Here is a 16,765-nt window from a genome sequence, read left to right as displayed (position 1 = left end):
ATGACCGATGCGCGAAACGTCGCATTGATCGCTGCGGTCGATCGTAATTTGGCGATCGGCCGCGACAACGATTTGCCTTGGCGATTGCCCGATGATCTCAAGCGCTTCAAGGCCTTGACGCTCGGCAAACCGGTGTTGATGGGACGCAAGACGGCGCTGTCGCTGGGTCGTGCCTTGCCCGGACGACGCAATCTCGTGCTGACGCGGTCGGGTCAGGTGCCGTTCGAGGGCATGGAGGCGGTGGCATCCATCGATGAGGCGCGCCGGTTTGCCGGCGACGCGGATCTGATGGTCATCGGTGGCGGTGAGATCTACGCGCTGCTACTGCCGATCGCCACGCATCTGTATCTGACGCATGTCGAGACCGAGGTCGTCGATGCGCATGCCTTCTTCCCGGCGTTCGATCCGGCGGGCTGGCGCGTGACCCGGCGGGAAGCGCACGCGGTCGATGCGAAACACGCGTTCGCGTTCGAGTTTGTCGATTACGAGCGCAAGGGCATCGCGGCCAGGTCCGCTCCCACAAAAGACGCTGCGGACTAGTCGCCGGCTTTTTCGCCGCTTGCCATCTTGCGGCCATCGACCTGGTGCAGGCGCAATTCCGGGCCCAGTTCGAGCGCGGTGAGCTTGCCGCCCCAGACCGCGCCGGTATCGATGCTGTAGATGCCCAGGCCCATGAACAGGCCGAGCGTGGACCAGTGGCCGCAAACCACGGGCAATTCGCGCGGCAGGTGGCCTGGCACTTCGAACCACGGATACAGGCCGGCTTTCTGCGTGCCCGGACGGCCCTTGTCATCGAAACCGATGCGCCCGGCCGGCGTGCAATAGCGCATACGCGTGAATACGTTGACGATCGCGCGGAAGCGTTCCGGACCGGTGAGCTTGGGCGTCCATGCCGGCTTGTCGCCGTACATGTTGCGCAGCAGCTTGCGGTGGCTCTCGCCGCGCAGCAGTTCCTCGACTTCGCGCGCGCGCGCTTCGGCGATCTTGATCGACCACTTCGGCGCCAGGCCCGCGTGCACCATGGCGAAGCCGAGCGTGCGGTCGACGTGCAGGAGTTTCTGCTGGCGCAGCCAGTCGATAAGCACATCGCGGTCGTCGGCGAACAGGATGCGGCCCAGATCCGGATTGACCTTGCGCTGCTCCGCTTCCTGGCGTTGCGCGATCGCGAGCAGGGACAGATCGTGATTGCCGAGCACAATCGTGCTGTGGATCGCCAGCGAATGCACCAGGCGCAGGGTTTCCAGGGATTGTCCGCCGCGGTTGACCAGGTCGCCGCAGAACCACAGGCGGTCCTTGACCGGATCGAAACGGATCTTTTCCAGCAGGCGCTGCAAGGCGTCGTAGCAGCCCTGGATGTCGCCGATCGCGTAGGTGCTCATCAGTGCAGCGTCCGCGGCACGGACAGCGTGAACGCCGCGATCGGCGCGTCGTAATGCGTGCCGTCGTCGGCGAGCATCTGATAGCTGCCTTCCATCGTGCCCAGCGCCGTCTCCAGCACCGCGCCCGAGGTGTATTCGAAATCATCGCCCGGGCGCAGCCAGGGCTGTTCGCCGACCACGCCTTCGCCGCGCACTTCCTGCACCTTGCCGTTGTCGTCGGTGATGAGCCAATGCCGGCTGATCAGTCGCGCCGGCACCTGTCCGCGATTGCTGATGCGGATGGTGTAGGCGAACACGTAGCGGCCGTCTTCGGGCGCCGACTGGTCGGCGAGAAAGCGGGTGGCGACGTCCACGGCGATGGCGTGCAGCGGCGAGTTCATGCGGACATCTTACAAACTTGCGGCCGGGGCGGGGCGTGAAGCCAGATAATTGGCCAGCGCGATGAACTGCGCGACCTCCAGTTGCTCGGCGCGCGCTTCCGGGCGCAAACCGGCCGCGAGAATCTCGTCGCCGGTGCACAGTTGCTGCACCGCATTGCGCAAGGTCTTGCGCCGTTGTCCGAAGGCGTTGCGCACGAGGCTCTCGAACAGCGCGGGATCGTCGATGCCGATTGATCCCGCCGGCTTCGGCACCAGGCGTACGACGGCCGAATCGACCTTCGGCGGCGGCCGGAAGGCCAGCGGCCCGATGTCGAACAGCGGCGTGACCTCGCAGGTCGCCTGCAGCATCACGCTGAGGCGGCCGAACACCTTGCTGCCCGGATCGGCGGCCATGCGGTCGACGACTTCCTTCTGCAGCATGAAATGCATGTCGCGCACGGACTCGGCGTGCTCGAGCACATGGAACAGGATCGGCGTGGAGATGTTGTAGGGCAGGTTGCCGACCAGGCGGATGCGCTCCTCGCCGGCGAGCTTGCCGAAATCGACCTTGAGCACGTCCTTGTGGACGATGGTGAGGTCGCCGTGGCCTTCGGACACTTCCATCAGCGGCGTGATCAGGTCGCGGTCGAATTCGATCACCGTCAACGCGCCATGCTTTTTCAGTAGCGGGAAGGTGATCGCGCCCTGGCCGGGGCCGATTTCCACCAGGGTGTCGCCCGGCTGCGGATTCACCGCGCGCACGATCTGGTCGATGACGTTGCGGTCGGTGAGGAAATGCTGGCCCAACTGCTTCTTGGGGGGATCCTTGAAATGGCTCATGCGCGGATCCTGTGTTCGGCCAGTCGCGTGCACAACTCGACGGCGGCGTGGAGGCTGGAGGGATCGGCGTTGCCATGGCCGGCGAGTTCGAGCGCGGTGCCGTGATCGACGGCCACGCGCGGATATGGCAGGCCCAGCGTGATGTTCACCGCGCGCTCGAAACCGGCGTGCTTGAGCACGGGCAGGCCCTGGTCGTGGTACATCGCGAGCACCGCGTCGAAGCCGAGCAGTTTCTGCGGCAGGAAGGCGGTGTCGGCCGGCAGCGGTCCGATCAGTTGCAGGCCGTCGGCGCGCAGTTGTTCGATGACGGGGGAGATCGTGGCAATTTCCTCGTCGCCAAGCACGCCCTGTTCGCCGGCATGCGGATTCAGGCCCAGCACCGCGATGCGCGGCGCAGCGATGCCGAATTCGTGCTGCAGGGACGCCTGCAGGATGCGCAGGGTGCGCGTCAGGCCCTCGCGCGTGATCGCCGCCGGCACCGCACGCAGGGGCAGATGCGTGGTGGCGAGCGCGACGCGCAGGGTCGGGTTGGCGAGCATCATGACGACGTCGCGACCGGCCTGGTCGGCGAGCAGTTCGGTGGTGCCGGTGTAGACGATGCCGCCGGCATTGATGCTGGCCTTGTGCACCGGGCCGGTAACCAGCCCATGGAAGCGGCCGTCGAGACAGCCGCGTCCGCCGGCGAGCAGGGCATCGATGACCGCGCGCGCGTTGTCCGGATCGGGATGGCCGAAGCGCACGGGGCGTGCCTGCGGCAGGGGCATCAGCGCGAGTTCGCCGGGACCGCAGTCGGCATCGGCAGCGCGCAGGCGCAGCGGAACCGACAAGGCCTCGGCCGCGGCGAGCAGGGTATCGGGATCGGCGAGAACCACCAGGTCGGCGGCGCGGTCAGCCTGGGCCAGACGAACGCACAGTTCGGGCCCGACGCCCGCAGGCTCGCCCGGAACCAGGGCTAGCCGCGGGCGCATGGCGGTTCAGGCACCCAGCCGCGATTCGAAATAAGCCTCGGCGCGCATCTGGCGCAGGAAGCGTTCGAATTCTTCGTCGGCCTTGCGGTTGCCGATGATTTCACGCGCCTTGTTGCGGCGGTTGTCTTCGGTGACGTCCTGCTCGCGCATGCCGGTGCGCTTGATCAGGTGGAAGCCGACATCGCTCTGGAAGATCGGCGACAGACCGCCATCGGCGAGCTGCTGAACCTGGGCGCCGATCGCGGTGCCCCACTGGTCGGCCTGGAACCAACCCATATCACCGCCGGCGTTGCGCGTGAGCGTGTCGTCGGAGGCTTCCTTGGCGACCTTGGCGAAGTCCTCACCACCGGCGATGCGATCGCGCAGGGCCTGGATCTTCTGGCGCGCGACTTCGGCGCTGACCAGGTCGGAGGTGCGGATCATGATGTCGGACGCGCGGTACTGCGTGACTTTCTGCGCGGACGCCTCGCGGACTTCCTCGAGCTGCACGATCTGGAAGCCGCTCGGACCGCGCACCGGATCGGTGATCTGGCCGGGCTTCATCGCGCGCAGCACGTTGGCGAACAGCGGCGGGATGGAATCGTAGCTGCGCCAGCCGAGCTCGCCGCCATCCAGCGCGTTCTGCGCCTGCGAATAGCGGATCGCCGCAGCATTGAACGTGGTTTCGCCGCGTTCGATCAGACCTTTGATCTGCTCGATCTTCTCGCGCCCGCGGGCGATTTCGTCCGGCGTGGCGCCTTCTGGCAGGTTGATCTGCAGGTTGGCCAGGCGCATTTCCGGACCGCCGATCTGCTGGGTCGCGATGAGCTGGTCGATTTCCGCTTCGCTGACCTGGACCTTGGCCTGGATGTAGCGCTGGCGCAGACGCTGGATGGTGACTTCGTCGCGCAGGTTCTCGCGGAATTCGTCGAACGACAGGCCTTCGCTGGCCAAGCGCGCGCGCAGCTGGTCGAGGGTCATGCGGTTCTGGTTGGCGACCGAGTTCATCGCCTGCTGCAGTTCGGCGTCGCTGATGCGGATGCCCGAATCGGCCGCGCGGGCGACCTGCAGGCGGACCATCACCAGGCGCTCGAGCACCTGCTTTTCGAGGATCTCGCGCGGCGGCAGCTGGCCCGGCTGGCTGGCGTACTGGGCGGTGATGTTGGCGACGGCACGGTCGAGTTCGCTGCGCAGGATCACGTCTTCGTCGACGATCGCGACGATGCCGTCGAGCGACTGCGAGGAGGCGGCCTGGGCATGGCTCGGCGCCGGGCTGGCGACGAACAGGGCGGCGAGGAACAGGGGCAAATAGGGTTTCATCGTTTCAGACACTCCGGTGCGCGCCAGAGGGGCGCGGCAGGTCAGCGGGTATAGCCAAGAATAGCATTATCGAGCAGGCGGGCCGTGTCGCGCCCGAAGCTTCCGAGGCCGGTAAGTTCGATTTCAAGGTAGAGGCCGAGGTTCTGGCGGCTGTTGAAACTGCGTATGTACTGGCGCCCCAGCAGGCGTACCGCCACGCAGCAGCCGCGCCGCTCGAAGCCGGCGAGGGCCTCGAGGGTCTGGTTGTCGCGCAGGGAATAGTTCCATCGGCCGTAGACGCTCCAGTTGCGGTTCACGGGTACGACAAAACTCAGGTCCGTTTGTTCCAGCAGATCGCGGCGATAGCGGTAGGCGGCATTGAATACGCCGCCGCCGCGGAAGCGCACCTGGCTGCGGACCGAGGACAGGTCGGTCTTGCGCGTGTCCGGGTCCCATTGCTGCGTGAAGCCCACGTTCCAGCCGTCGGTCAGGGCCAGGTCGGTCGTGGCGATCCAGGCGCTGCCGTTGTCGGATAGGGGCAGGGAGCCCGGCAGGGTGACCCGCGGCGTGTCGAAATAGGTGATGCGGCCGATGCTCGCGCTCAGGCGCTCGCGGCCGTCGCTGCTGCTCAGGATGCGCGTGCCCAGGGCCAGGGTGGCCTGGTTCGCATCGGCCTGGCGGTCGGCACCGCCGAAGCGGTTGTCGCGGAACAGCGAGGTCCAGCCATAGGTCAGTTCGGCGGTGTCGAACAGCGGCAGATCGTCCTGGTCGCGGTAGGGCACACGCAGGTAGTACAGGCGCGGCTCGAGGGTCTGCACATAACCCTTGCCGCCCCAGTCGAAGTTGCGCTCGAAATACGCGCCAGCATCGACGCTGACGATCGGCAGGCTGCGCGTGAACGAGGTGTCGCCCGCGCTGTCGGCGAGGGTGTCGCTGACCGAATACGCGGTGTAGCGCCAGGCCAGTTCCGGCGTGATGTACCAGGCGCTGCCGCCGAGCGGGAAACGCAGGTAGGGACGCAGGTCGATACGATTGCCGCTGGCATCGCGGCTGCCGTGGTTGAAGCGCACCGCCTCGGCCGACAACCCGGCTTCGAGCCAGTGCGTGAACGGACGATGGGCATTGGCCTGCAGGCGCGGCAAGCGGCGGTAGGGTTCATCGCCGGGGGCGATGAGCGCGTTGGCGATTTGCCATTGCTGCGCGTTCAGGCTCGCCGACCAGTATTTGCCGCGTCCGTAGATGCCGACCTGGCTTTCGATCAGGGAGATCGAGGTATTCGCGATGGAATCGCCGAAGTCGGCGAAATAATCGACGTCGCTGACGTGATGCAGGTTGGCGCTGGCGTACCAGTGTCGGTTCAGCGTGGTGATGTGGTCGAGGCTGAGGTAGCTGCGATCGTCGCCGCTGACATCGTCATTGGGCAGGTAGGTGCCCTGGAAGACGCCGTGCGAGTTCGGGAACAGGTAGCGGAACTCGCTGTCGAGCATCAGGCCGCGCTTGGACAGCCAGCGCGGCGTCAGTGTTGCGTCGTAGTTCGGCGCCAGGTTCAGATACACCGGCAGCTTGATGTCCAGGCCGTTGCGGTCGTCGCGGCCGATCGTCGGCGACAGCACGCCGGTGCGGCGCTTGTTGTCGGTCGGGAAACTGATCACTGGCAGCCAGATCACCGGAATGCCGCCCAGGCGCAGGGTGACGTTGGTCGCCACGCCGGTGGAGGTTTCGTTGTTGATCTTGATGCGGCTCGCGGAGAACTGCCATTGCTGCTGGTCGGGCGGGCAGGTCGAATAGGTCGCCGTGCTGAGTTCGCCGACTTCGCCGGCCATGACCGCGCGTCCGGCCGTGCCGTTGCCCAGCTGCTGGTTGAACTGATAGGTCACGCCATCGAGGCTGACCGTATCGGCCTTCTGGTCGCCTGCCGCTTTATCCGCGGTCAGGCGCACGGCATGGTCCTGATACTGCACCGGTCCTTCGGTGACGAAGGTTTCGCTCGGATGCGTGTAAGTGAGGCGATCGGTATGCAGCCACTGGTCGCCGTGGGTGAGCACGACATTGCCGGTGAAGGCGGTCTGTTCGTCCTTCTTCAGGTCCAGGCTGTCGCCGACGACATCCGAGGGCGCCTGGTCGCGGTCGACCGCGGCGGGCGCGGGCTCGACGAACCAGGGCAGGGTCTGCGGATTCGCGCACAGCAACCAGGTCGGCGGCGGTGCCGTTTCCTGGGCGTGCACGGCGCCGGAAATCGCGAGGCAGAGCGGCAGCAAACGCAGTCGGGATCGACGCACCGGGCAGTCCTGGAGAGGCTCAACAGCGGCCATTCTAGCCCGAGCGGAGCCGATTCCGGGCTGGGTCCGGGTCGCCGGCGAGCCGGCTCCTACGGCGACGCGGGGCTGGCGAGGGCGCGCACGTGGGCGACGCTGCATTCGCGCAGCGCCGTCAGGCTGTAGCCGCCCTCGAGCAGGGACACGAGACGGCCCTGGCTATGGGCATCGGCGAGGCGGCCGAGTTCGGTGCTGATCCATGCGTAGTCCTCGGCTTCCAGGCGCAGGTCGGCGAGTGGATCGAGGCGGTGCGCATCGAAGCCGGCGGAAATCAGGATGAGCTGCGGCTCGAAGGCATCGATGATCGGCAGCAAGGTGTTCGACCACACCGAGCGGAACACCGGTGCGCCGCTGCCCGGCGGCAGTTCGGCATTGTGGATGTTGCCGACGCCGTGTTCGTCGGACCGGCCGGTGTTGGGATACAGCGGAATCTGGTGCGAGCTCAGGTATTGCACGCGCAGGTCGCGCTGGAAAATGTCCTGCGTGCCGTTGCCGTGATGCACGTCGAAATCGACGATGCTCACGCGTTCCAGTCCGTGTGCCTTGAGCGCATGCGCGGCGGCGACGGCGACCGAATTGAACAGGCAAAACCCCATCGGCGTGCGATGCGTGGCGTGGTGGCCCGGCGGACGCACGGCGCAGAACGCGCGCCGATTTTTTCCTGTCAGCACCCAGTCCACCGCGGCGATGCCGGCGCCGGCCGCGCGCAGGGCCGCTTCGGCGGAGCTGGCGGACAGGGCGGTGTCGGCGTCGAGGCGCAGGGTTTCAGTCACCACCGTGTCGAGAATCGTGGCGATATGGTCGGCGGTGTGTACGCGCGCGATCTGCTCGCGCGTCGCCGCCGGCGCCTGCTGCCAGTCGAGCGTGGGCAGGGCGCTGCGCAGGGCTGAAATCACCGCTTCCAGGCGGGCGGAGCATTCCGGATGCCCGGGGCCGGGTTCGTGCGACAGGCAGGCGGGATGGCTGTAGACCCGCATCGGCCTCAGCCCTTGCGGCGCTCGTGATTCCAGAGCACCTCGCCATGACCGCTGGCGCGCGCAAGCACGCGGGCGACCACGAACAGCAGGTCGGACAGGCGGTTGAGGTAGCGGATCGCTTCCGGACGCACGGCGTCGTGGTGCGAGAGGGTGACGACTTCACGCTCGGCGCGCCGGCAGATCGTGCGCGCGAGATGGCAATGCGCGGCAGTGATGCCGCCGCCGGGCAGGATGAAATCCTTCAGCGCCGGCAAATCGGCATTGAAGGCATCGAGCTGTTTTTCCAGACGGTCGATGTCGGCGTCGTTGATCGCCGAATGGCCGGGAATGCACAGCTCGCCGCCGAGATCGAACAACTGGTGCTGCACCGAAACAAGCACGCGGCGGACATCGTCGGGAATATCGCCGGCAAGAATCAGTCCGATCGCCGAATTCGCCTCATCGACCGTGCCGTAGGCGGTGACGCGCGCCGAATCCTTCGCCACGCGCGAGCCGTCGCCGAGCCCGGTCGAGCCGTCGTCGCCGGTGCGCGTGTAGATCTTGGATAGGCGGTTGCCCATACGGCGCGTGGATCAGCGCGAGGCGCGCTGGGTCGCCGGCGTGCGGGCCGGCAGGTGACGGGCGATCTGCGCGATCGCCACGTGCAGGACAGCGGCACCGGCCACGTACATCGAAGCCGTGTACAGATAGGGCAGGTACCAGTCGGACAGGTTCTTCATCCATCCGGCGAAGCTGGCGTTGCTCACGCTGTCGCTGAGCCAGTAGAAGCTGCCGTTCGAGATCAGGTAGCAGGCGCTGACCGAGACGAGGAAGCTCAGCAGCAGCCACGCGCCGCTGCGCAGGCTGACGCCCGCATAGACGCGCTGCAGCAGCAGACCGCCCATCCAAAGGCTCAGGTAGGCCGGCACGAGGAACCAGTAGGCGACGGAAACGCAGTAGTGATTCCAGAAGCTGATGCCGCTGGCGCTGATCACGTACCAGTCGACGGCGACGGCAAGAACCATCAGGGCCGGAAACGCCCAGCGACCCATGTCGCGCAGATAGAAACCGCCGAGGAAGAACAGCGCCCAGGACGCGTCCGGGATCGCAGAGAAATGGTTGATGCGCGTGGCCATCATCACGAGGGCGAGCGTAAGCAGGATTCCGGCGCGCTGGCGGGTGGACAGGGTCATGGACGGAGCTTCCGGAGTTGTCATCGCGGCATTCTAGCGGAACTCACGCGCGCGGGAGACCCGGGCGGGCGGGTATCATCGCGGCATGAGCGAACAAGTCGACATCCTCATCGTCGGCGCGGGCCTGGTCGGCGCCAGTCTGGCCTGCGCACTGCAGGGCCGGGACTATCGCGTCGCCCTGGTCGAGGCCGCCGCGCCCGCCGCGGGTCCGCCGGGATTCGACGAGCGCAAGCTGGCCCTGTCCGCGGCCAGCCTGAACGCGCTGGCTGCGCTCGGTGTCCTGCCCAAACTCGCGACCTTGCCGACGCCGATCCGGCGCCTGCATGTGAGCCGGGCCGGCGATTTCGGCGCCGTCCGTCTGGCCGCCGCCGACTTCGGTCGCGAGGGTTTCGGTGGCGTGGTGCTCGCACGGGAACTGGGGCTGGCCCTGGAGGCGCGCCTGGCGGAGTTGACGGCGCTGGAACGCCACCGCCCCGCGACGGTCACGGCGCTGACGCCGGCGGCCGATGCAATCACGGTGACGCTTCGCGAAGGCGAGCAGCCGCGCACGATTCGCACGCGCCTGCTGGTCGCCGCCGACGGCACGCGTTCGTTCTCTCGCCAGGCGCTCGGCATCGGCACGATCGAGCACGACTACGCGCAAACCCTGTTCGTCTGCAGCCTGGCCACCGATCGCGACAACGACGGCACCGCCTACGAGCGCTTCACCGACCAGGGCCCGGTGGCCCTGCTGCCGATGGGCCGCGATTTCGGCGCGATCTGCGCCGTCGCCCGCGACGACGCGGCACGCGTGCAGGCCCTCGACGACGACGGTTTCGCGACGCATTTCCAGCAGCGGTTCGGCTGGCGCGCGGGGCGCATCCGTCGCGTCGGAAAACGCAGTGCCTATCCCCTGGCGCGTGTGCTGGCCGAGCGCCTGAGCGCGCCGCGCGCGCTGATCATGGGCAATGCCGCGCAGACGATTCATCCGATCGGCGCGCAGGGCTTCAATCTGGGCTTGCGCGATGCCCTGTCGTTGGCCGAGTTGCTCGACGGCGGCGATCCGGGCGCCGACGCCGCGTTGTCGGCCTATGTCGACGCGCGCCGCGAAGACCGCGAGCGCACGCTGGCCTTCAGCGACGGACTGGCGCGCATCACCGCCAACGACAGTTTCCCGATGCATGTTCTGCGTTCCCTGGGCTTGCTCGCCATCGGCAACGCGCCTGGTCTGTCGGCGCCGGTCGTGTCGGGCGCGATGGGCTTTCGCGGTCGTGTGCCGCGGCTTGCGCGCTGACGCGGAGCGACGGAGATGATTTCCTCATTCGAAGGCAGGACACGATGACTCGCCGCGAAATTCTCGATGTCGCCATCGTCGGCGCCGGCGTCGTTGGCGCGGCGGCGGCCCTGATGTTGGCGCGCGCTGGCTTGCGCGTGGCGATCGTCGAAGCGCATGTGCCGCCGGCGTGGTCGGCCGATGCGCCGGACTTGCGCGTGTACGCTTTCGCGCCCGATTCGCAGGCCCTGCTCGAATCGCTCGACGTCTGGCCGGCGGTCGCGGCTGCGCGCGCGCAGCCCTATCGCCGCATGCGCGTCTGGGACGCCGCGGGCGGCGAAGAATTGCGCTTCGACGCCGAGGCGCTGGGTCGTGGCGAGCTGGGACACATCGTCGAGCACGGCCTGCTCGTCGATCGGCTGTGGGCGGCACTGGCGACGGAACCGAACATCGCGCGCCATTGCCCGGACAAGTTGCAGGAACTCAGTCAGGACGAAGACGGCGCCCGGTTGACCCTGGCCAGCGGTGTCACGCTGCGCGCGCGCCTCGTGCTTGGCGCCGACGGCGCGACGTCGCGCGTGCGTACCTTGCTCGAGCTGCCGGTGGACGAGCGCGACTACGGTCAGCGGGGGCTCGTCGCCTACGTGCGCACCGAACGCCCGCATGAAGACACCGCCTGGCAGCGTTTTCTGCCGAGCGGTCCGCTGGCCTTCCTGCCTTGCGGCGACGGCCGCAGCTCCATCGTATGGACCTTGCCCGAGGCCGATGCCGCCCGTCTTCTCGCCGTCGACGACGACAGTTTCCGTCGCGAACTCACGCGTGCGTTCGATGCGCGCCTGGGCGAGGTCACGGAAGTGTCCGCGCGCGCGGCGTTTCCGCTGCGTCGTCAGCTGGCGACGCAGATGATGTCGGGACGCGTCGTGCTCATCGGCGATGCGGCCCATGCGGTGCATCCGCTCGCAGGCCAGGGCGTGAACCTGGGGCTGCGCGATGTCGCCGCATTGCGCGACCTGGTGCGCGATGCCGCCGCGGACGGTCGCGATTTCGCCAGTCCGCATCGCCTCGCGCGTTGGGCGCGGCAACGCTACAGCGAGAACGCGCTTGCGGCGTATTCGTTCGAGGCGATCAATGTTGTGTTCTCGAACGAAGCGCTGCTGCCGACCCTGCTGCGTGGCCACGCCCTCGGCCTGGCCGGGCGCCTGCCGCCGCTGGCGAATTTTTTCATGCGTCGCGCCGCGGGCTTGTAGGAGCTTAGCCCGGTGGGGCGAGGAACTCGCGCTGGCTGAGCCAGCCGTCCCTGTTCTTGTCCTGACGGCGGAACTGTTCGGCCAGGCGGGCGTGGTGATCCGCCAGCGTCAGGCGCGTGGCGCGCGGCAGATGTTGTTCGCCCGGATCGAGCACGTTGTCGCCATTGCTGTCCATGCGCTTGAACGCATAGCTCATCCAATCCTGGAATTCGGGCAGCGACAGCTTGCCGTCGTGATCGAGATCGGCAGACGCGAAATACGAGGATTGCGACTGCGCACCCGCCGGCGACGACAGCGCGAGCATCAGCAGGGCGAGGGCGGCGGGCTTCATCACAGTGCGCGCGCCCGCGCTTCGGGATTGGTCGCGAACACGGTGATCTCCTCGCGGTCGTGATACAGCTGCTTGGCGCGGATGACCAGCGGTTTGCCGGCCTTGCGCTCGAACAGGTCCAGGCACATGCGGGTTTCGTCCCAGCGCTTTTTCATCGGCAGCTTGAGATTGAACACCGAGTGCTGGCAGCCGTCGTTGGCGAACCACTCGGCCATGCGCGTGGCCACGCGACGCGGCGACTCGACCATGTCGCAGACCATCCAGTCCATCGGCTTGGGCGGCGTCCAGAGAAAACCGTCGGCGCGGATGTGTTCGATGATGCCGGTCGCAAGCGCCGATTCGGCGAGCGGGCCGTTGTCGATGGCGAGCACGCGGATGTGTTGCCGCGCGAGCACCCAGCTCCAGCCGCCGGGCGCGGCACCGAGATCGGCGGCATTCATGCCCGGCTTGATCAGGCGCTCGCGTTCGTCGGGCGTGAGCAGGGTCAGCAGGGCTTCTTCGAGCTTGAGCGCCGACCGGCTCGGCGCTTCGCTCGATTGCCGCAGGCGCGGCACGCCCGAGGGCCAGGGCGAACTATCGCGGACATCGCCGGCGGCCAGCAGGGCGTGGTCGCCGTCGAGGAAACACACGTGCAAACGCGGCAGGCGCGGATCTTCCTTGGCGGTGAGCAGGCCGCGCTGGCGCAAGGCCGGACGCAGTGCATTGCCGAACGCGCGCGCGAGGCCCGCGAGCGGCTTGGCTTCGTCGGAATCGGGATGTTCGACCAGCAGGTCGCCGTAGCGTCCGCCTCCGGCGAGCGCGTCGAAAATCGGCGCGATGCGGTCTTTGGGATCCATGCCGGTCAGGTCGGCGATCAGGCGTAGTTTCTGTCGCGCGAAAATCAGCGTGTGCAGCGGCAGGGCCTGGGTCAGGCCGAGGCCTTCGGCGCCGAGGAACTGCACGTATCCGCTGTTGCGTTCGGTGCGCGCATAGCCAGGAAAACCAGCCTCGGCGGCGCGTTCGGACAGCTCCGCGGCGAGTTCGGGTTCGAAGCCGGGGCGGCAATAGCAGAGCAAGCCGTCGGCGGTCATGTCGAATCCTTGGGGTGGTGGGCGCGGGAGGAATCAGTAGACAACGCCGCTCTCGCCGTAAGTGCGCAGGACGTCGCAGGCATGTTCGCGCATCAGGTCGCGCTGCACCGCGATGCCGCGTTTTTCCAGCTCGCCCGACCAGTCCGCCGGCAGCGGGCCTTCGTCGAAACCGGCGAGCGTCTGCACGTCGTCGGCGCGCGCGGCGATCAGCAGTTCGTCGATGCCGCCCCAGATCAGCGCGCCGTAGCACATCGCGCAGGGCTGCGAAGACGTCGCCAGGGTGATGCGCTCGCCGTCTTCATTGAGACGAAAACGCTGCGTCCGTTGCTGGCTGGTGGCGAGGGCCATGACTTCGGCATGTGCCGCCGAGCAGTTCGACGGCACGACGCGATTGACGCCGATGCCGATCAGCCGGCCGCCGGCATTGAACACCGCGGCGCCGAACGGACCGCCGCTGCGGTGCGTGACATTGCGCCGCGACAGGTCGATCGCGAGCGCGATGCGACTGGCGGCATCGGGGTACAGACGCGTGGCATCGACTTCGTCGTGCACCCACGGCGGCAGGGTCAGGTGGACCTGGGCGTACAGCATTATTTCAATGAATCCGACGAGGTGGCCGCGCCGTTCTGCGGCGCACACTTGCCCTGCACGCATTGGCAGCCGTTGATCGACGGAAAACCGCAGACGGCCATCGTGCCCTCTTTCTGGCACTGCGCTTTCACTTGCGCGGGGAAGGTCGGGCTGTCCTTGTTGACGCAGGCCGGATAGGCGCCGCAGCAGTTGCCCACGTCCTTGATCGCGCAGTCGGCATCGGTCTTGCAGGTGGTGTCGACCTGGCCGGGTTCGGCCGAGACTTTTTCCGGCGAGGTGATCGCGGCGGCGATGTCGAGCGGCGGCGGCGCGTCGGCCTGCGCGGTCGGCGGCGTCGTGGCAGAAGTGGTCGGCGGCGGATTTTCCGGCGCGGGGCAGCCGGCGAGCATCAGGGTCAGCGACAGCGCCAGGACTGCGTCAGTAAGTCTCGCCATCTTCATGGGGCAGCTCCGTGTCGAGGTTGAGCCAGGGCAGGCGATCGGCGAACCAGATGTGGCGGCCCGGCGGATGGTCCTCGGGATGATCCAGCGTCGCGACGGTCACGTCCACCGATTCCGGCGACTGTTCGGTGAACAGCGCAATCAGCGCCCCGCAATCGGAGCAGAAATGCCGGGTGGTGATGCGGCTGGACTGGTAGCTGCGCAGTTCGCCGCGCGTGACCACGAATGCAGCACGCGGCACCGTTACCCAGGTGGTGACGATGCCGCCGCTGTTGCGCCGGCACATCGAGCAATGACAATGCGCGATGTCGGTCAGCGGGGCATCGAGGCGGTAGCGAATGCCACCGCACAGACAGGCACCGCCCTGCGAAGCGCGCGCGGACATCAGGCGGGTTTCGCCCAGCTGTCGCGCAGGGTCACCGTGCGGTTGAACACCGGGTGGCCGTCGCGATGATCGCGGCGATCGGCGACGAAATAGCCCAGGCGTTCGAACTGCAGGTTCTGCTCGGCATCGGCACCCGCGGCAGCGGGTTCGAGATAGCCGCGCACATGCCGGACCGAATCGGGATTGATGCATTCGTGATAGTCGCGGCCGCCTTCGTCGTTGTCCGGGTCGGCGACGCCGAACAGGCGATCGTAAAGACGGATCTCCGCCGGCGCGGCATGGCGCGCGCTGACCCAGTGGATCGTGCCCTTGATCTTGCGATCGGCGCCGGGCATGCCCGCGCGCGATTCCGGATCGAGCGTGCAATGCACTTCGATCACCGTCTCGCCGTCCTTGACCACGTCCACGCATTTGACGATGCCGACGCCGCGCAGGCGCACTTCGCCGCCGGGCACGAGACGGTGGAAGCCTTTAGGCGGCGTTTCCATGAAGTCCTCGCGTTCGATCCACAGTTCGCGCGAGAACGGCACGCTGCGCGTTCCGAACGTCTCGTTCTTGGGATGGTTGGCGAAGGTCAGCGTCTCCTCGTGATGCGGCTCAAGGTTGTCGATGACCACCTTCAGCGGATCGATGACCGCCATGCGCCGCGGCGCGTTCGCGTCGAGGTCCTCGCGCACGCAGCCCTCCAGTATGGAGAAATCGATCAGCGAATTCTGCTTGCTGATGCCGACGCGATCGGCGAGCAGGCGCAGGCTGGCCGGTGTGTAACCGCGACGGCGCAGACCCTGCAGGGTCGGCATGCGCGGATCGTCCCAGCCCGCGACCAGGCCTTCGTTGACCAGTGCCATGAGCTTGCGCTTGCTCATCACGGTGTAATTGATGTTCAGGCGCGAAAATTCGATCTGGCGTGGCTTGCTGATCGTGGTCTTCAGTCCGGCCTCGACCAGCGGCTGCCACAGCTCGGGATGACCGCCCAGGTCGATCTGGTCGATGCACCAGTCATACAGCGGACGGTGGTCCTCGAATTCCAGCGTGCAAAGCGAGTGCGTGATGCCCTCGAGCGCGTCGGAGATGCAGTGCGCGTAGTCGTACATCGGATAGATCGGCCAGGCGTCGCCGGTGTTTTGGTGATGGACGTGGCGGATGCGGTAGATCGCCGGGTCGCGCAGATTGATGTTGCCGCTGCCCATGTCGATCTTCGCGCGCAGGGTGCGGGCGCCGTCGGGGAATTCGCCGGCGCGCATGCGCTGGAACAGGTCGAGGTTTTCCTCGACGCTGCGTTCGCGGAACGGCGAGTTGCGGCCCGGCTCGGTCAGCGTGCCGCGATAGGCGCGCACCTGATCGGCGTCGAGGTCGCAGACGAAGGCCTTGCCGTCGCGGATGAGCTTGAGCGCCGACCGGTAGAACACTTCGAAATAATCGGAGGCGTGGCGCAGCTCGGACCATTCGAAGCCCAGCCAGCGGATGTCGTCCTGGATGGCGGCGACGTATTCGAGGTCTTCCTTGCTCGGATTGGTGTCATCGAAGCGCAGGTTGCACGGGCCGGCGAATTCCAGGCCGATGCCGAAGTTCAGACAGATGCTCTTGGCGTGGCCGATGTGCAGGTAGCCATTGGGCTCGGGCGGGAAACGCGTATGGATGGTCGCGTGTTTGCCGCTGGCGAGGTCCTCGCGAATGATCTGCCGGATGAAGTCGTTCTTCTCGACGGGCGAGCCGGCGGGCGGGGCGGAATGCGAAGGAGTGCTCATGGGGACCGGAGACAACGGAAAGGGCGTTAGTTTAGCGGGTCGCCCGTCCCCGTGACGGCCGCACTGCGGTATAAGTCGAACAAACCCCGGAGGCAGGGATGCGCGTGATCTACGACGCGGCCAATACGGTCGATGCCCATCTGGTGAAGCACGCGCTCGACGAGGCGGGCATTCCCGCCTTCATTCGCGGCGAATACCTCACCGGTGCGATGGGGGAATTGCCCATGACCGGCCTGGTCCAGGTCTGTGTGCCCTCGGCGGCCTGGCCCGAGGCCAGGGACTGTCTGCTGGCGCTGGGCCTGATCTCGGCGACCGACGAAGACCGGGACGATCCGGCGATCGACGGTCTGCTCGCCTGAAGGACGGGTGCACCGTCCGGGCAATTTGCGGCAAACTTCAGCGGGGTAGGGAGA

General features: G+C 67.1%; 18 protein-coding genes and 1 pseudogene. 4 read left to right on the top strand and 15 right to left on the bottom strand.

Annotated elements, in window-relative coordinates; translation table 11 throughout:
* The gene (locus tag G467_RS15165) at positions 1 to 540 is read left to right on the top strand and encodes a dihydrofolate reductase (protein WP_022968253.1); all 540 of its coding nucleotides are present in this window, start codon (positions 1 to 3) and stop codon (positions 538 to 540) included.
* A gap of 23 nt (positions 541 to 563) precedes the next feature.
* Here G467_RS15165 and G467_RS15160 read toward each other — a convergent pair.
* From G467_RS15160 to G467_RS0102985, 9 genes and pseudogenes are all read right to left on the bottom strand, one after another.
* A pseudogene (locus tag G467_RS15160) lies at positions 564 to 1,379 on the bottom strand (symmetrical bis(5'-nucleosyl)-tetraphosphatase); the annotation flags it as partial.
* Positions 1,379 to 1,759 (bottom strand): Co2+/Mg2+ efflux protein ApaG, encoded by a 381-nt coding sequence (gene apaG / locus G467_RS0103020; protein ID WP_022968251.1) that lies wholly within the window; start codon positions 1,757 to 1,759, stop codon positions 1,379 to 1,381. The pseudogene G467_RS15160 and the gene apaG, both read right to left, overlap by 1 nt.
* Positions 1,760 to 1,768: 9 nt before the next feature.
* Positions 1,769 to 2,578 carry a 16S rRNA (adenine(1518)-N(6)/adenine(1519)-N(6))-dimethyltransferase RsmA gene (gene rsmA / locus G467_RS0103015; RefSeq protein WP_022968250.1) on the bottom strand — a complete coding sequence of 270 codons (810 nt, stop codon included), beginning with the start codon at positions 2,576 to 2,578 and terminating at the stop codon, positions 1,769 to 1,771.
* Complete coding sequence (gene pdxA, locus G467_RS0103010) at positions 2,575 to 3,546, bottom strand: 4-hydroxythreonine-4-phosphate dehydrogenase PdxA (protein ID WP_022968249.1); 972 nt, start codon at positions 3,544 to 3,546, stop codon at positions 2,575 to 2,577. Before pdxA ends, rsmA begins: the two co-directional genes overlap by 4 nt.
* A gap of 6 nt (positions 3,547 to 3,552) precedes the next feature.
* Positions 3,553 to 4,845 carry a peptidylprolyl isomerase gene (locus G467_RS0103005; protein WP_022968248.1) on the bottom strand — a complete coding sequence of 431 codons (1,293 nt, stop codon included), beginning with the start codon at positions 4,843 to 4,845 and terminating at the stop codon, positions 3,553 to 3,555.
* A gap of 41 nt (positions 4,846 to 4,886) precedes the next feature.
* Positions 4,887 to 7,103: an LPS assembly protein LptD gene (lptD, locus tag G467_RS15155; RefSeq protein ID WP_022968247.1), complete on the bottom strand. Its 2,217-nt coding sequence runs from the start codon at positions 7,101 to 7,103 to the stop codon at positions 4,887 to 4,889.
* 89 nt (positions 7,104 to 7,192) lie between these two features.
* A complete protein-coding gene (locus G467_RS0102995; protein WP_022968246.1) occupies positions 7,193 to 8,116 on the bottom strand; it encodes a histone deacetylase family protein in 924 nt (307 codons plus the stop codon).
* 5 nt (positions 8,117 to 8,121) lie between these two features.
* The gene (locus tag G467_RS0102990; RefSeq protein WP_022968245.1) at positions 8,122 to 8,676 is read right to left on the bottom strand and encodes a cob(I)yrinic acid a,c-diamide adenosyltransferase; all 555 of its coding nucleotides are present in this window, start codon (positions 8,674 to 8,676) and stop codon (positions 8,122 to 8,124) included.
* 12 nt (positions 8,677 to 8,688) lie between these two features.
* Positions 8,689 to 9,288 carry a hypothetical protein gene (locus tag G467_RS0102985; RefSeq protein ID WP_022968244.1) on the bottom strand — a complete coding sequence of 200 codons (600 nt, stop codon included), beginning with the start codon at positions 9,286 to 9,288 and terminating at the stop codon, positions 8,689 to 8,691.
* A gap of 85 nt (positions 9,289 to 9,373) precedes the next feature.
* On the opposite strand from G467_RS0102985, the gene ubiH reads away from it, so the two are divergent.
* Entirely contained in the window at positions 9,374 to 10,561 is a 1,188-nt protein-coding gene (gene ubiH, locus G467_RS0102980; protein WP_022968243.1) for a 2-octaprenyl-6-methoxyphenyl hydroxylase, read from the top strand.
* A 44-nt stretch (positions 10,562 to 10,605) separates the two neighbouring features.
* Complete coding sequence (locus tag G467_RS0102975; RefSeq protein WP_022968242.1) at positions 10,606 to 11,787, top strand: FAD-dependent oxidoreductase; 1,182 nt, start codon at positions 10,606 to 10,608, stop codon at positions 11,785 to 11,787.
* 4 nt (positions 11,788 to 11,791) lie between these two features.
* Here G467_RS0102975 and G467_RS0102970 read toward each other — a convergent pair whose 3' ends face one another.
* From G467_RS0102970 to G467_RS0102945, 6 genes are read right to left on the bottom strand one after another with little or no spacing between them, the layout of a single operon-like run.
* On the bottom strand, positions 11,792 to 12,118 hold the full coding sequence (locus tag G467_RS0102970) for an EF-hand domain-containing protein (RefSeq protein WP_022968241.1): 327 nt from the start codon (positions 12,116 to 12,118) through the stop codon (positions 11,792 to 11,794).
* Positions 12,118 to 13,188, bottom strand: coding sequence for a 23S rRNA (cytidine(2498)-2'-O)-methyltransferase RlmM (rlmM, locus tag G467_RS0102965; protein ID WP_022968240.1), 1,071 nt, complete (start codon positions 13,186 to 13,188; stop codon positions 12,118 to 12,120). Before rlmM ends, G467_RS0102970 begins: the two co-directional genes overlap by 1 nt.
* Before the next feature lie 33 nt (positions 13,189 to 13,221).
* Entirely contained in the window at positions 13,222 to 13,779 is a 558-nt protein-coding gene (locus tag G467_RS0102960; protein WP_022968239.1) for a nucleoside deaminase, read from the bottom strand.
* A complete protein-coding gene (locus tag G467_RS0102955) occupies positions 13,779 to 14,213 on the bottom strand; it encodes a hypothetical protein (protein WP_022968238.1) in 435 nt (144 codons plus the stop codon). The genes G467_RS0102960 and G467_RS0102955 overlap by 1 nt, the downstream gene beginning before the upstream one ends.
* Complete coding sequence (locus G467_RS0102950; RefSeq protein ID WP_022968237.1) at positions 14,197 to 14,604, bottom strand: GFA family protein; 408 nt, start codon at positions 14,602 to 14,604, stop codon at positions 14,197 to 14,199. The genes G467_RS0102955 and G467_RS0102950 overlap by 17 nt, the downstream gene beginning before the upstream one ends.
* Positions 14,604 to 16,352: a glutamine--tRNA ligase/YqeY domain fusion protein gene (locus G467_RS0102945; protein WP_022968236.1), complete on the bottom strand. Its 1,749-nt coding sequence runs from the start codon at positions 16,350 to 16,352 to the stop codon at positions 14,604 to 14,606. Before G467_RS0102945 ends, G467_RS0102950 begins: the two co-directional genes overlap by 1 nt.
* Positions 16,353 to 16,450: 98 nt before the next feature.
* Here G467_RS0102945 and G467_RS0102940 point away from each other — a divergent pair, with 98 nt between their 5' ends.
* Complete coding sequence (locus tag G467_RS0102940; RefSeq protein WP_022968235.1) at positions 16,451 to 16,711, top strand: putative signal transducing protein; 261 nt, start codon at positions 16,451 to 16,453, stop codon at positions 16,709 to 16,711.
* The last annotated feature ends 54 nt before the right edge of the window (positions 16,712 to 16,765 follow it).

Source organism: Arenimonas oryziterrae DSM 21050 = YC6267, from assembly GCF_000420545.1.
Lineage (GTDB): Bacteria > Pseudomonadota > Gammaproteobacteria > Xanthomonadales > Xanthomonadaceae > Arenimonas > Arenimonas oryziterrae.
The sequence above is the reverse complement of the archived record's forward strand: the minus strand, read 5'-3'. Positions and strand labels throughout refer to the sequence as shown.

Bases quoted from the DNA above. Each gene is read 5' to 3' on its own strand.
- G467_RS15165 (WP_022968253.1), top strand. From the start codon at position 1: ATGACCGATGCGCGAAACGTCGCATTGATCGCTGCGGTCGATCGTAAT.
- apaG (WP_022968251.1), bottom strand. From the start codon at position 1,759: ATGAACTCGCCGCTGCACGCCATCGCCGTGGACGTCGCCACCCGCTTT.
- rsmA (WP_022968250.1), bottom strand. From the start codon at position 2,578: ATGAGCCATTTCAAGGATCCCCCCAAGAAGCAGTTGGGCCAGCATTTC.
- pdxA (WP_022968249.1), bottom strand. From the start codon at position 3,546: ATGCGCCCGCGGCTAGCCCTGGTTCCGGGCGAGCCTGCGGGCGTCGGG.
- G467_RS0103005 (WP_022968248.1), bottom strand. From the start codon at position 4,845: ATGAAACCCTATTTGCCCCTGTTCCTCGCCGCCCTGTTCGTCGCCAGC.
- G467_RS0102995 (WP_022968246.1), bottom strand. From the start codon at position 8,116: ATGCGGGTCTACAGCCATCCCGCCTGCCTGTCGCACGAACCCGGCCCC.
- G467_RS0102990 (WP_022968245.1), bottom strand. From the start codon at position 8,676: ATGGGCAACCGCCTATCCAAGATCTACACGCGCACCGGCGACGACGGC.
- G467_RS0102985 (WP_022968244.1), bottom strand. From the start codon at position 9,288: ATGACCCTGTCCACCCGCCAGCGCGCCGGAATCCTGCTTACGCTCGCC.
- ubiH (WP_022968243.1), top strand. From the start codon at position 9,374: ATGAGCGAACAAGTCGACATCCTCATCGTCGGCGCGGGCCTGGTCGGC.
- G467_RS0102975 (WP_022968242.1), top strand. From the start codon at position 10,606: ATGACTCGCCGCGAAATTCTCGATGTCGCCATCGTCGGCGCCGGCGTC.
- G467_RS0102970 (WP_022968241.1), bottom strand. From the start codon at position 12,118: ATGAAGCCCGCCGCCCTCGCCCTGCTGATGCTCGCGCTGTCGTCGCCG.
- rlmM (WP_022968240.1), bottom strand. From the start codon at position 13,188: ATGACCGCCGACGGCTTGCTCTGCTATTGCCGCCCCGGCTTCGAACCC.
- G467_RS0102960 (WP_022968239.1), bottom strand. From the start codon at position 13,779: ATGCTGTACGCCCAGGTCCACCTGACCCTGCCGCCGTGGGTGCACGAC.
- G467_RS0102955 (WP_022968238.1), bottom strand. From the start codon at position 14,213: ATGGCGAGACTTACTGACGCAGTCCTGGCGCTGTCGCTGACCCTGATG.
- G467_RS0102950 (WP_022968237.1), bottom strand. From the start codon at position 14,604: ATGTCCGCGCGCGCTTCGCAGGGCGGTGCCTGTCTGTGCGGTGGCATT.
- G467_RS0102945 (WP_022968236.1), bottom strand. From the start codon at position 16,352: ATGAGCACTCCTTCGCATTCCGCCCCGCCCGCCGGCTCGCCCGTCGAG.
- G467_RS0102940 (WP_022968235.1), top strand. From the start codon at position 16,451: ATGCGCGTGATCTACGACGCGGCCAATACGGTCGATGCCCATCTGGTG.